The following is a 12,794-nucleotide window of genomic DNA, read 5'->3' as shown; positions in this document are numbered from 1 at the left end:
GCGACCATGGGCAGAGCGACGGACGGCGACGGACAGCCGGTGCCACAGCGGCTGCTGGCCGCTGCCACCCGCCTCTTCGCCGAGCGCGGTTACGACCGGACGTCCGTACAGGAGATCGTCGAGGCGGCGGGCGTCACCAAGGGCGCCCTCTACCACTACTTCGGCTCCAAGGACGATCTGCTCCATGAGATCTACGGCCGGGTGCTCCGGCTCCAGCAGGAGCGCCTGGACGCCTTCGCGGACGCGGACGCGCCGGTGGAGCGGCGGCTGCGCGACGCGGCGGCCGACGTCGTGGTCACCACCATCGAGAACCTCGACGACGCCACCATCTTCTTCCGGTCCATGCACCAACTCAGCCCGGAGAAGCACAAGCAGGTACGCGCCGAGCGCCGCCGCTACCACGAGCGGTTCCGCGCGCTGATCGAGGAGGGCCAGCGGACCGGGGTGTTCAGCTCCCGGACCCCGGCCGATCTGGTGGTGGACTACCACTTCGGCTCGGTCCACCACCTGGGCACCTGGTACCGGCCCGGCGGGCCGCTGGGCGCCCAGGAGGTCGCCGACCATCTGGCCGACCTGCTGCTCCGCGCGCTGCGGCCCTGAGCGGATCGTGACACCCACGGGTGTGGGGCGCCTGCCCGGCAGGCGCCCCACACCCGTTTCTGTCCACGTCTACTGGTCTACTGGTCTGACTGGTAGCGCTTCAACTCCCGGCGGGCCAGCGAGCGTTGGTGCACCTCGTCCGGGCCGTCCGCGAGCCGCAGGGTACGGGCCGCGGCCCACAGCTCGGCCAGCGGGAAGTCCTGGCTGACCCCGCCCGCGCCGTGCAGCTGCACCGCCCGGTCCAGGATGTCCACCACCGTGCGCGGGGTCGCGATCTTGATCGCCTGGATCTCGGTGTGGGCCTCGCGGTTGCCCACCGTGTCCATCAGCCAGGCCGTCTTCAGCACCAGCAGCCGCAGCTGCTCGACCGCCACCCGCGCGTCCGCGATCCACTCCTGCACCTGGCCCTGCCGGCCGAGCGCCTTGCCGAAGGCCGTACGGTCCACGGCCCGCCGGCACATCAGCTCGATCCCGCGCTCGGCCATGCCGATCAGCCGCATGCAGTGGTGGATCCGGCCGGGGCCGAGACGGGCCTGGGCGATGGCGAAACCGCCGCCCTCCTCCCCGATGAGGTTGCTCACCGGCACCCGCACCCGGTCGAAGACCACCTCGGCGTGGCCGCCGTGGTAGTGGTCCTCGTAGCCGTACACCCGCATCGCCCGCCGCACCTCGACCCCCGGGGTGTCGCGCGGCACCAGCACCATCGACTGCTGACGGCGCACATCGGCGCCCTCCGGGTCGGTCTTGCCCATCACGATGAAGATCTTGCAGTCGGGGTTCATCGCCCCGGAGATGTACCACTTGCGCCCGGTGATGACGTAGTCGTCGCCATCGCGCTCGATCCGGGTCTCGATGTTGGTCGCGTCGGACGAGGCCACCTCCGGCTCGGTCATCGCGAAGGCCGACCGGATCTCCCCCGCGAGCAGCGGCTCCAGCCACTGCTTGCGCTGCCGCTCATCGCCGAACTGGGCGAGCACCTCCATGTTGCCGGTGTCGGGGGCGGCGCAGTTCAGCGCCGTGGGGGCCAGCTGGGGGCTGTGACCGGTGATCTCGGCGAGCGGGGCGTACTGGAGATTGGTCAGCCCCGCGCCGTACTCGGCGTCGGGCAGGAACAGGTTCCACAGCCCCTGGCGGCGGGCCTCGGCCTTGAGCTCCTCGACGATCGGCGGGGTGAGCCACGGGGAGTCCAGCCGGGCCCGCTGCTCCTCCACGACCGCCTCCGCCGGATGGACGTGCTCGTCCATGAAGGCGAGCAGTTTGGCGCGCAGCTCTTCGGTCCTGGCGTCGAATGCGAAGTCCATGCGGGATCAGCTCTCCTGGAGGGTGGTGAGGCCGTGGTCGATGAAGGCGGGGACGATGTCGCCGATGCGGTCGAAGCCCGCACCGACGGTCTGACCGAGGGTGAAGCGGTAGTGGATGCCCTCGAGGATCACCGCCAGCTTGAAGTAGGCGAACGCGGTGTACCAGGAGACGGCGCCGACATCGCGCCCCGAACCCTCGGCATAGCGCTGGATCAGCTCGTCCGTGGCGGGGTGGCCGGGGGCGCCCTGGGTGGAGGAGATGGGGGCGTCGGCGAGCTGCGGATGACCGCTGTACATCACGATCAGCCCGAGATCGGTCAGCGGATCCCCGAGCGTGGACATCTCCCAGTCGAGGATCGCCGTGATCCGGTCGTCGGCGTTCACCAGGACGTTGTCGAGGCGGTAGTCGCCGTGCACCACCGTGGGGGAGGGGGAGACCGGCAGCGCCTTGGCGAGCCGGGTGTGCAGCTCGTCGATCCCCGGCAGCTCGCGGCTGCGCGAAGCCTCCAGCTGCTTGCCCCAGCGGCGCAGCTGCCGCTCCAGGAACCCCTCCGGACGCCCGAAGTCGCCGAGCCCGACCTCGGCCGGGTCGACGGAGTGCAGCGCCACCAGCGTGTCGACGAGGGAGAGGACGACCTCACGGGTGCGCTCCGGCCCGATCGCGGCCAGCTGCTCGGCGCTGCGGTACGGGGTGCCCTCGACGAACTCCATGACGTAGAAGGGCGACCCGATGACCGTCTCGTCCTCGCACAGCAGCACCGGCTCCGGCACCGGCACCGACGTCGGGTGCAGCGCGCTGATCACCCGGTGTTCGCGCGCCATGTCATGGGCGGTGGCGAGCACATGGCCCAGCGGCGGACGCCGGACGACCCAGCGGGACGCGCCGTCGGTGACGGTGTAGGTGAGATTCGAACGGCCGCCTTCGATCAGCTCGGCACTCAGCGGCCCGCGCACCAGCCCCGCCCGTTCGCGGTCGAGGTGGGCACGGAGCCGCTCGAGGTCGAGCCCTGGGGGATTGCCTGCGTTCATCGCGCCTCTTCCTCGGTACTCGGGTAGGGGAAACGGGCGGACCGTCCCACCACATGATGCCGACCAGTCGGTATGTAGTCCAGTGGTCTCGGCGACAGCGAGAGGGCGAGACCCATGACGAACACGAGCAACACGAACAACACGAGAGAGGCGAGGAGTACCACCATGAAGGCCATCAGCTACCGCAGCTACGGCGGCCCCGAGGTCCTGGAGTACGGGGAGCGGCCGGAGCCCAAGGTCGGCCCCGACACCGTGCTGATCAAGGTCAAGGCGGCCGCCGTGAACCCCGTCGACTGGAAGACGCGGGCCGGCTACCTCGACCCCTTCCTGGACGCGGTCTTCCCGGTCATCCCCGGCTGGGACGTCTCCGGGGTCGTGGAGCGGACCGGTCCGGCGGTGACGGAGTTCCAGCCCGGCGACGAGGTGATCGGGTACGTACGGGAGGACTTCCTCTCCCGGGGCACCTGCGCCGAGTACGTGGCCGCGCCCATCCGCACCCTCGCCCGCAAACCGCGGAACCTCTCCTTCACACAGGCCGCGGGCATCCCCCTGGCGGGCCTGACCGCCTACCAGACCCTGACGCGGGCGCTGAAGGCCGGTGAGGGGGACACCGTCCTGGTCCACGCGGCGGCGGGCGGGGTCGGCTCGATGGCGGTCCAGCTGGCCCGGCACATGGGCGCCCGTGTGATCGGCACCGCGAGCGAGCGCAACCACGCGTACCTGAGCGCGCTCGGCGCCGAACCGACCACGTACGGGGAGGGACTCGCCGACCGGGTCCGCGCCCTCGCCCCGAACGGGGTGGACGCGGTATTCGACCTGGTCGGCGGCGACGCCCTCACCGCCTCCCCCGAACTCCTCGCCCCCGGCGGCCGCCTGGCCTCCATCGCCGACCCCGCCGTCCTCGGCCTCGGCGGCCACTACGTCTTCGTCCGCCCCGACCCCGACGACCTCCAGGACCTCACCGACCTCGCCGAGCGCGGCGCCCTCGGTGTCGAGGTCGCCGAGGTCTTCCCTCTCCCGAAGACGGCCGACGCGCACCGGCTCAGCATGGAGGGCCACGTCCGGGGCAAGATCGCCATCACGGTGGACTGAGCGATCCGGGCGGCCCCGGGTGAGGGTGAAGCGCTGGGTGGGGTTCAGCGCAGGGTGGCCGCTCCCAGGAGGGCCAGGGCGAGGGTGCAGGTGACCGCGGCCGCGGCCGCCCGCGGGGACAGGGCGGGCGGCCGTGACGCGTTCATGGCCCGGATACGGCGGTGAGCCGACACCAGGAAGGCCAGCCAGGCCAGCACCACCAGGGCCAGGATCACGAGCGCGGCCGGGTCGGCACCGCCGTGCAAGGTCTGGCGCCCCGCGAGCGAGGCGGCCACCGCGCACGCCAGCGTCGTACGCCGCCAGGCCAGCCGCGTCCGCTCCGGCTGGAGCCCTGGGTCCCGGTCCCGGCCCTGCGTTCGTGTTCCGTCCGTTCTGTTCCCCTCGGGCATCGCCTCACACCTTCCGGCTCACCCGCCCCACCCGAAGGCGGCCACGATCACCATCAGCAGCGCGACCACTCCGACCGCGACCGCCAGCACCACCGGGAACCGGGACACCGGCAGGTCCTCGCCGCGTCGCATGGCCCGCTCGCAGCGCATCCAGTGGTTGATGGCCCGCAGCGCGCACATCGCACCGCCCGCCAGCAGGATGAGGGCCAGGGCCAGCCGCAGCGGCCGGCCCGTCTCCGGGAGGAACTGGTCGACCGCGAATCCGCCGCCGACCAGCGCCATCGCGGTGCGCAGCCATGCCAGGAAGGTCCGTTCGTTGGCGAGCGAGAAGCGGTAGTCGGGGGTGTCGCCCTCCGTCCGCAGCCGCTCGGGCGCGAACCACAGCCGCACCTCCGCGACGACGGAGGCCAGACCGCCGCCACGCGCATCGGCGGGCCCGGAGGCTTCCGGAGAGCCGCACTCGGCGGACTCGGTGGACTTGGCGGGTTCGGCGGATCTGGCGGGTTCGGCGGACTCGGTCACGCTTCGAGCCTCTCACGGCGCCACTCCACCAGCCGCCGGTACGCCTCCCGCCCGTCCGGCACCCACTCCCACTCGGGCAGCCGGCGGGTCAGCTCCTCCTCGGTGAGGAAGGTGTGCCAGGCGACCTCCTCGACCTGCGGATCGACCGGCAGCTCGCAGCGCACCTCGTAGATCCGGCTCCACCAGGTGTGCTCGGGCGTCTCGTAGAGGAAGGAGAACAGCGGCACGGGCGCGGGCAGCCCCCGCACCCCCAGCTCCTCCTCCGCCTCGCGCAGCGCCGCCTCGTCGTAGCTCTCGCCCGCGCCGACCACCCCGCCGACGAACATGTCGTACAGCGACGGGAAGACCAGCTTCTCGGCGGTGCGGCGATGGACGAAGATCCGGCCCTGGGCGTCCCGCGCCTGGATGAAGACGCAGCGGTGCCGGAGTCGGTGGGCCATGGCGTCACCGCGTCGGGCCTGGCCCACCACGCGGTCCCGCTCGTCCACGATGTCCAGTAGTTCGTCGGCGGAACGCGGTTCCTGATCAGGCATACCGCCATACAAGCAGATCGCGGACGCGGTCAGCGGCGGTGGCCACCGCCGTAGCCGCCCCCGTGGCCGTTCCCGCCCCCGTGGCCACCGCCGTAGCCGTTCCCGCGGCCGCCGCCGTAGCCGCCGCCGTGCCCCTGCCCGCCGCGCCCGTCGCCCTGGCCCGTCCCGTAGGGCCCGGAGCCGCCGTCGTCGGCGTACTGCCTCGCCTGCTGCTCGACCCAGCGGTCGAACGCCTCCGCCGCGTCCTGCCAGTCGTCGTACCGCCCCGACCCCTGCGAAGCCCGGTCCGGCCAGGACGGGGCGGAGCGGTTCCCGCCGGACGAGGGGGTGCGGGGCCCGGCCGCCGGGGTGGAGTCGCCGGCCGGGGCCTGGGCCGTCGGCTGCGCGGTGTCGGGCCGCCGCGACTCGGGCTGCTCGGACTTCTCGGCGCGCGCACCGCGCAGCGGGGTGTCGCCCACCGCCGCCTCGGCGTACGGGACGGCCTGGCTGTCCGGCTCGTCCGGGGCGGCCGTGGCGGTGTTGTGCTCGGGTGCGGCCGACGCCTCGCGGGCGTCCTTGCCCAGGAACATCAGGAGCGCGGTGGCGGCGCCGGTGGCGGACAGCAGGATCGCCCCGGCGGCTGCCTTGCGCCGGTTGTCCACCGGGCGGTGGCGGGCGTGCCGGGGCCCGATCACCTCGCCGCGGAGCACCTGTGGCGCCTCGTCCGCGGGCGGTCCGGCCTCCACGGGCTGCGGGCCGGGCGTGACGAGGGTCGGGTTCACCACGCGGCGTCCCACGGTGGGGGTCGGCCCTGAACGCTCAACGGAGCTGTCAGCCATGGTCGATGATGATGCACCGTCAGCCAAACCCTGTCCAATATCAGTGAACGATTGTGCCCTTTTGTTCGGCGCTGAAGTTTCGCCACGACGTCGGCACCACGCCGACGGGCAGGGGAGCGGCCGGAAACCGCTCCCATGCCGCGGGTTGACGCCGTACTGGCCGGTAGGCAGGATCGCGGTCACGACACCGCCGGCGGGCGTCGGCGGGCTCACGAGAACGGGACACCACACGATGGCGTACGACGCGGATGTGATCGTGGTCGGCGCGGGGCTCGCGGGCCTCGCGGCCACCGCCGAACTGGCCGACGCCGGCCGCAAGGTGATCCTGCTCGACCAGGAGCCCGAGCAGTCGCTCGGCGGCCAGGCCCACTGGTCCTTCGGCGGACTCTTCCTCGTCGACTCACCCGAGCAGCGCCGCCTGCGCATCCGCGACAGCCGCGACCTCGCCTGGCAGGACTGGCTGGGCACGGCCGGGTTCGACCGCGAGGAGGACCACTGGCCGCGCCGCTGGGCCGAGGCGTACGTGGACTTCGCGGCGGGCGAGAAGCGGTCCTGGCTGCACGCCCAGGGGCTGCGGCTGTTCCCGCTCGTCGGCTGGGCCGAACGCGGCGGCTACGACGCGACCGGGCACGGCAACTCCGTGCCCCGCTTCCACATCACCTGGGGCACCGGCCCCGGCGTCGTCGCCCCCTTCGAGCGGCGGGTGCGCGCGGCCGCCGCCCGCGGCCTGGTCGACCTGCGCTTCCGGCACCGGGTGACGGGGCTGGGCCGCAGCGCGGGCACGGTCGACACGGTCACCGGCGACATCCTGGAGCCCAGCCGTGCCGAGCGCGGCACCGCCAGCAGCCGCGAGGTCACCGGCGCCTTCGAACTGCGCGCCCAAGCCGTGATCGTCACCTCCGGCGGCATCGGCGGCAACCACGACCTCGTCCGCGCCAACTGGCCCGAGCGGCTCGGCTCCCCGCCCGAGCGGATGATCTCCGGGGTTCCGGCCCATGTGGACGGCAAGATGCTCGGCATCGCCGAGGCGGCCGGCGGACGGATCATCAACCGCGACCGGATGTGGCACTACACCGAGGGCATCGAGAACTGGAACCCGATCTGGCCCCGGCACGGCATCCGCATCCTGCCCGGCCCGTCCTCGCTGTGGTTCGACGCCCGTGGCAGGCGGCTGCCGGTGCCGCTCTTCCCCGGCTTCGACACCCTCGGCACGCTCGAGCACATCATGCGGACCGGCTACGACCACACCTGGTTCGTGCTCACCCGGAAGATCATCGAGAAGGAGTTCGCGCTCTCCGGCTCCGAACAGAACCCGGACCTCACCGGCAAGAGCGTCCGCGAGGTGATCGGCCGTGCGCGGGCCGGCGTCCCGGGCCCGGTCCAGGCGTTCATGGACCACGGCGCGGACTTCATCGTGGAGCGGTCGCTGACGGCGCTGGTCCGGCGGATGAACGAGCTCACCAAGGAGCCGCTCATCGACGAGGCCGGGCTGCGGCGGGAGATCGTCGCCCGGGACCGCGAGATCGCCAACCCCTACACCAAGGACCTCCAGGTGACCGCCCTGCGCGGCACCCGCAACTATCTGGGCGACCGGCTGATCCGCACCGCCGCCCCGCACCGCATCCTCGACCCCAAGGCGGGTCCGCTGATCGCCGTGCGCCTGCACATCCTGACCCGCAAGACGCTCGGCGGCCTGGAGACGGACCTCTCCTCCCGCGTCCTGACCGAGGGCGGCGAACCGCTGCCCGGCGTCTACGCGGCCGGCGAGGCGGCGGGCTTCGGCGGCGGGGGCGTGCACGGCTACCGCTCCCTGGAGGGCACCTTCCTGGGCGGCTGCCTCTTCTCGGGCCGCACGGCGGGCCGCGCGGCGGCCAAGGCGGTGTCCTGACCTCCGGCGGACGGTGACCTCCGGCGGACGGCCAGGCCGACGCGATGGGGCCCCGGTGCGCGCCGGGTCGGGCCGCCGGGTCACCGGCGGCCCGGGGCGACGCCGTTCCAGGCGGCCCGACCGGAACCGTCGGGGTCGTCGACGATGCCGGTGGTGTCGTTGAACACCAGGGTGAGGACTGACGTCTGGTATGCGGGGCAGGCGGGGACCCGGCCGGTGGCGGCGGGATCGCTCAGGTGGTCGCGTCGGTGGTCGTGTCGGTGTCCGCGTCGGTCTCGGCGGCGCCGGCCCGCTGCGGTTCGATGTGGGCGAGACGGTTGCGCAGCGCGGCGGTGGCGCCCTGGTAGGAGTCGCTGCCCAGCACCAGCCGCATCGGCGCGGGCCGCTGGGCGGCGCTGTCGATGACCTTCGCGGCGACCTTGGCCGGATCGCCGGGGAGCGGGACGGCGGTGTCCTTGAAGACGCGCACCGCGGCGGCCGGTGTGCCGTCGTAAGCGGCCAGCGGCCGGCCCAGCCGCAGGCTGCTGCCGGCGAAGGAGGTCCGCGCACCACCGGGCTCGACCAGCGTCACCTCGATGCCGAACGGAGCCACCTCACCGGCGAGGGCCTCCATGAACCCTTCGACGCCCCACTTGCCCGCGTGGTAGAGCGAGGCACCAGGGTGCGCGGCGAGACCGGCGACCGACGAGATCTGGATGATCCGGCCGCCGCCCTGTGCGCGCAGATGCGGCAGCGCCGCCCGCGCCGTCTGGATCGAGCCGATCAGGTTGGTGGTGATCTGGTGGACCATCTGCTCGTCGGTGCATTCCTCGGCAGCGCCGAACAGCCCGTAGCCCGCGTTGATCACGACGACATCGATACGGCCCAGCTCGCCGAAGGCGGCGTCGACGACCTCCCGCACCCGCGCCAGGTCGGTGATGTCGAGGTGGCCGAGCCAGAACCGGTCGCCGTACGTGTCCCGCAGGTCATCGACCGATCCTTGCCGCCTGACCGTTCCCGCGACGCGGTCGCCGCGCGCGAGGAGCTGCTCCGCCAGCTCCCGGCCGATCCCGCTGTTGACCCCCGTGATGAACCATGTCTTCGTCATGCCGTCACTGTCACCCGGGCGCACGCCGGGTCCCAGTTCCCGCTGTTCCTGGTAGTGGCGGGGACACCCACGGGGAGTCGCGGCCGCCTAGGCTGAACGGGTGGACAACGCTCTCGGAGACTTCCTGCGGGCCCGTCGCGAACTCGTCACACCGGCGGAGGCGGGCCTGCCGGCCGGCCACGGGCCGCGCCGGGTGCCGGGTCTGCGCCGCGAGGAAGTGGCGATGCTGGCCGGGATCAGCGTCGAGTACTACCTGCGCCTGGAACAGGGCCGCGACCGCAACCCCTCGGCCCAGGTCAGCCACGCCCTGGCCGATGTGCTCCAGCTGGACGCGGAAGGCACGGCCTATCTGATGTCGCTGGCCGGTCCGAAGCCGAGCCGCCGCCCGGACCGGGCGGACGCGCGCGTACCCGAGAGCCTTGGCCTGCTGCTGCGGACCCTCAACGTGCCCGCCATGGTGTTCAACAAGTACAGCGACGTGCTGGCCGCCAATCGGCTGGCCCGAGCCCTGGCGCCGGACATGGAGCCGGGGACGAACCGGCTGCGGACGCTCTTCACCGAGCAGGCGGCACACGACTACCACGACGACTGGGAGCGGTACACGGCCACCGCCGTGGCGCACCTGCGCGCCCAGATCGGCACCGAGACCGACGACGCGCGTCTGCACACCCTGATCGGTGAGCTCTCCGTCAAGAGCGAGCGGTTCCGCGTGCTGTGGGCACGCCACGACGTGCGCACCGCCCGCGACACCACCTTCCGCATCCGGCACCCCACGATCGGCCCGGTGGAACTGCTGGTCGAGAAGTTCCAGGTGGCCGGCTCCGACGGACTGGAGACGCTGCTCCTGCACGCGGCTCCCGGCAGCCCCTCGGCCGACGCCCTCGCACTGCTCGCCTCGCTCGACGCCTCGTAGGCGACGACGGAGTCTTACGGAACGCTGACGAATCCCCGGCGGAGATGGCGCGTCGCCCCCGCCCGGTGCTCTCATCGGTCCATGGACCCCAACACCGGTGCCGGAGCCGACGGCCGGGGCGCCCCCGTCGGCCGGCGCCTCGTTCTCGGCATGCTCGGCCTCGGCGCGGGCGCGATGGCCGCGGCGCCCTGGTTGCAGGACCGGCTGGAGACCGCGCTGGGCGCGGTGGCCGACAAGGACCCGACGGGGGTGACCGGCCTCCTCCCCAACGGCGGAGGATTCCGCTACTACTCCGTCACCTCCTCCGTGCCCCACAAGAACGCCGACAGCTACCGCCTCACCGTCGACGGGCTCGTCGACAAGCCCGCCGAGTACCGCCTCGCCGATCTGCGCGCGCTCCCGCAGACCCGTCTGGTCCGCGACGTCCAGTGCGTCACCGGCTGGCGGGTGCGCGAGACCCCGTTCGAGGGGGTGCGGCTGTCGGCGCTGCTCGACGCGGCCGGGGTGCGCCCGCGGGGCACGGCCGTCCGCTTCACCTGCTTCGACGGCGCGTACACCGAGAGCCTGACGCTCGACCAGGCCCGGCGCCCGGATGTGCTGGTCGCGCTGAAGCTGCGGGACGAGCCGCTCGGGCACGCGCACGGCGGGCCGGTGCGGCTGTATGTGGCGCCCATGTACTTCTACAAGTCGGCGAAGTGGCTCTCCGGTATCACCGTCACCGATGAGGTGCGGCCCGGCTACTGGGAGGACCGGGGCTATGACGTCGACGCCTGGGTCGGCAGGTCGAACGGGCGTGACGATGACCCCACCGCCTGAGCACGGCGACCGGTCCGGGTCCCGATCGCCGTCCGGGGCCCGGGTGCTCCGGTTCAGCCCCGCCGAGCGCTGGATCCACCGCACCACGGCCGCCCTGCTGGGGGCGTGCGTGCTGAGCGCGGCCTGTCTGTACCTGCCCCAGCTGGCCGAACTCGTGGGCCGGCGCGCGCTCGTGGTCACCGTCCACGAGTGGTCCGGCATCCTGACGCCCCTCCCGGCCCTGCTCGGGCTCGCCTCCCGCGCCTTCCGCGCCGACCTCACCCGCCTCAACCGGTTCGGCCCGCACGACCGCCGCTGGCTGCGCGCGGCGCTGCGGCGCGACCACCGCCGTGCGGAGCGGCCCGCGGGCAAGTTCAACGCGGGGCAGAAGCTCTACGCCGGGTACCTCGCGGGCGCGGTGCTGGTGATGGCGGGCACCGGGCTGCTGATGTGGTTCACCGGACTGGCCCCGCTGATGTGGCGCACCAGTGCCACCTTCGTCCACGACTGGCTGGCGCTGGCGGTCGGCGTCGTCCTGCTCGGCCACATCGGCAAGGCGCTCGCCGATCCGGAGGCCCGGCGCGGTATGCGCACCGGCAGCGTCGAGCGGGCGTGGGCGGCCCATGAGCATCCGCTGTGGCACCCGGAGGACGACGCGGGCGGCCACCCGGAGAACGACGGGGGCGACGCGGGCGACGGCCGGCCGGGCGTGGGGCACGACATCGGAGGCCACGAGCGCCGCGTCCGCTGAAGCGGCGGCACGCGGTGCCATGATTCGACGCATGCGCGAGAAAGGTGCCAGAAAGACCGTTGTGCGGCATGGGGTGCATGCCGCCGTGTGCGTCATGGCGATGCTTCCGCTGAGCGGATGCCAATGGTTCGACTCCCCGCGGCGGGGCGGGCTCTGGGTGAACCCGGACAGCCCGGCCGCCCGGCAGGCCCACGAGCGGGAGAGGGCGGGGAAGAACGGCGATGCCGAACTCATCCGGCGGATCGCCCAGCAGCCGGTCGCGGAGTGGCTCGGCCCCGCGCCGCCGCGCGAACGGGTGCGCTTCATCACGGAATCCGCGGCGCGCACCGGGTCCACCCCCGTCCTGGTGCCCTATCACATCCCGTACCGCGACTGCGGACGGTACTCCGCGGGCGGCGCGAAGGACGGCAGGGAATACCGGAAGTGGATCGAGCAGATCACCCTGGGCATCGGCGATCGAAAAGCGATCGTCGTACTGGAACCCGACGCGGTGGCCCAGATCGTCGACGGCTGTGTGCCCGCCCGGCTGCGCACCGCCCGGCTGGCGATGATCCGCGACGCGGTCGCCATGTTCGCCGCGCTGCCCCACGTCCGGGTGTACGTGGACGCGGGGAACCCGGGCTGGATCAAGAACCCCGCCCGGCTGGTGAAGCCGCTGCGCGAGGGCGGCATCGAGCAGGCGGACGGCTTCGCGCTGAACGTCGCCAACTTCCAGCCGACCCGGGTCATCAGGGCGTACGGCCGCCGGCTCTCCCGTGCCCTGGACGGCACCCACTTCGTCATCGACACCAGCCGGAACGGCAACGGGCCGCTGCGGCCGCGCGGCGCGGCCCGGCACGGGGTCAGGACCCGGAACTCCTGGTGCAACCCACCGGGGCGGGCGCTGGGCGAACCGCCCAGCACCCACACCGGTGACCCCCGGGTGGACGCGTACTTGTGGATCAAACGGCCCGGGGAGTCCGACGGAACCTGCAACGGCGGCCCCCCGGCCGGCCACTGGTGGACCGCGTACGCGCTCGACCTGGCCCGCAACGCCGGCCACCACCGCTAGGGCCTGGCGTCAAAGGGGGCGAAGG

At 72.9% G+C, this 12,794-nt stretch carries 14 protein-coding genes; 7 read left to right on the top strand and 7 right to left on the bottom strand.

Annotated elements, in window-relative coordinates; all coding sequences use genetic code 11:
* The first annotated feature begins 6 nt into the window (after positions 1-6).
* A complete protein-coding gene (locus PS467_RS10195) occupies positions 7-600 on the top strand; it encodes a TetR/AcrR family transcriptional regulator (RefSeq protein WP_311034996.1) in 594 nt (197 codons plus the stop codon).
* A gap of 77 nt (positions 601-677) precedes the next feature.
* Here PS467_RS10195 and PS467_RS10190 read toward each other — a convergent pair whose 3' ends face one another.
* Positions 678-1,901, bottom strand: a complete 1,224-nt coding sequence (locus PS467_RS10190; RefSeq protein WP_311034995.1) for an acyl-CoA dehydrogenase family protein — start codon at positions 1,899-1,901, stop codon at positions 678-680.
* 6 nt (positions 1,902-1,907) lie between these two features.
* A complete protein-coding gene (locus PS467_RS10185; RefSeq protein ID WP_311034994.1) occupies positions 1,908-2,930 on the bottom strand; it encodes a phosphotransferase family protein in 1,023 nt (340 codons plus the stop codon).
* Between the two features lie 165 nt (positions 2,931-3,095).
* Between PS467_RS10185 and PS467_RS10180 the strand changes: the two genes are divergently transcribed.
* Positions 3,096-4,022: an NADP-dependent oxidoreductase gene (locus tag PS467_RS10180; protein ID WP_311034993.1), complete on the top strand. Its 927-nt coding sequence runs from the start codon at positions 3,096-3,098 to the stop codon at positions 4,020-4,022.
* 44 nt (positions 4,023-4,066) lie between these two features.
* Here the strand turns inward: PS467_RS10180 and PS467_RS10175 are convergent, their stop codons facing one another.
* The 4 genes from PS467_RS10175 to PS467_RS10160 form a co-directional block, all read right to left on the bottom strand.
* Positions 4,067-4,411 (bottom strand): DUF202 domain-containing protein, encoded by a 345-nt coding sequence (locus PS467_RS10175; RefSeq protein ID WP_311034992.1) that lies wholly within the window; start codon positions 4,409-4,411, stop codon positions 4,067-4,069.
* An 18-nt stretch (positions 4,412-4,429) separates the two neighbouring features.
* Positions 4,430-4,822 carry a YidH family protein gene (locus PS467_RS10170; RefSeq protein ID WP_311039805.1) on the bottom strand — a complete coding sequence of 131 codons (393 nt, stop codon included), beginning with the start codon at positions 4,820-4,822 and terminating at the stop codon, positions 4,430-4,432.
* Between the two features lie 107 nt (positions 4,823-4,929).
* A complete protein-coding gene (locus tag PS467_RS10165; RefSeq protein ID WP_268971114.1) occupies positions 4,930-5,466 on the bottom strand; it encodes an NUDIX domain-containing protein in 537 nt (178 codons plus the stop codon).
* 29 nt (positions 5,467-5,495) lie between these two features.
* Positions 5,496-6,284, bottom strand: coding sequence for a hypothetical protein (locus tag PS467_RS10160; RefSeq protein ID WP_311034991.1), 789 nt, complete (start codon positions 6,282-6,284; stop codon positions 5,496-5,498).
* 232 nt (positions 6,285-6,516) lie between these two features.
* Between PS467_RS10160 and PS467_RS10155 the strand changes: the two genes are divergently transcribed.
* Entirely contained in the window at positions 6,517-8,172 is a 1,656-nt protein-coding gene (locus PS467_RS10155) for an FAD-binding dehydrogenase (RefSeq protein ID WP_311034990.1), read from the top strand.
* Positions 8,173-8,404: 232 nt separating this feature from the next.
* Here PS467_RS10155 and PS467_RS10150 read toward each other — a convergent pair whose 3' ends face one another.
* A complete protein-coding gene (locus PS467_RS10150) occupies positions 8,405-9,259 on the bottom strand; it encodes an SDR family oxidoreductase (RefSeq protein ID WP_311034989.1) in 855 nt (284 codons plus the stop codon).
* 100 nt (positions 9,260-9,359) lie between these two features.
* On the opposite strand from PS467_RS10150, the gene PS467_RS10145 reads away from it, so the two are divergent.
* From PS467_RS10145 to PS467_RS10130, 4 genes are all read left to right on the top strand, one after another.
* Positions 9,360-10,172: a helix-turn-helix domain-containing protein gene (locus PS467_RS10145; protein ID WP_311034988.1), complete on the top strand. Its 813-nt coding sequence runs from the start codon at positions 9,360-9,362 to the stop codon at positions 10,170-10,172.
* Positions 10,173-10,253: 81 nt separating this feature from the next.
* Positions 10,254-10,988 carry a molybdopterin-dependent oxidoreductase gene (locus tag PS467_RS10140; protein WP_311034987.1) on the top strand — a complete coding sequence of 245 codons (735 nt, stop codon included), beginning with the start codon at positions 10,254-10,256 and terminating at the stop codon, positions 10,986-10,988.
* Positions 10,972-11,718 carry a cytochrome b/b6 domain-containing protein gene (locus PS467_RS10135; protein WP_311034986.1) on the top strand — a complete coding sequence of 249 codons (747 nt, stop codon included), beginning with the start codon at positions 10,972-10,974 and terminating at the stop codon, positions 11,716-11,718. The genes PS467_RS10140 and PS467_RS10135 overlap by 17 nt, the downstream gene beginning before the upstream one ends.
* A gap of 31 nt (positions 11,719-11,749) precedes the next feature.
* The gene (locus tag PS467_RS10130; RefSeq protein ID WP_311034985.1) at positions 11,750-12,769 is read left to right on the top strand and encodes a glycoside hydrolase family 6 protein; all 1,020 of its coding nucleotides are present in this window, start codon (positions 11,750-11,752) and stop codon (positions 12,767-12,769) included.
* Positions 12,770-12,794: the final 25 nt, after the last annotated feature.

This window comes from Streptomyces luomodiensis, assembly GCF_031679605.1.
Taxonomy (GTDB): domain Bacteria; phylum Actinomycetota; class Actinomycetes; order Streptomycetales; family Streptomycetaceae; genus Streptomyces; species Streptomyces luomodiensis.
The sequence above is the reverse complement of the archived record's forward strand: the minus strand, read 5'-3'. Positions and strand labels throughout refer to the sequence as shown.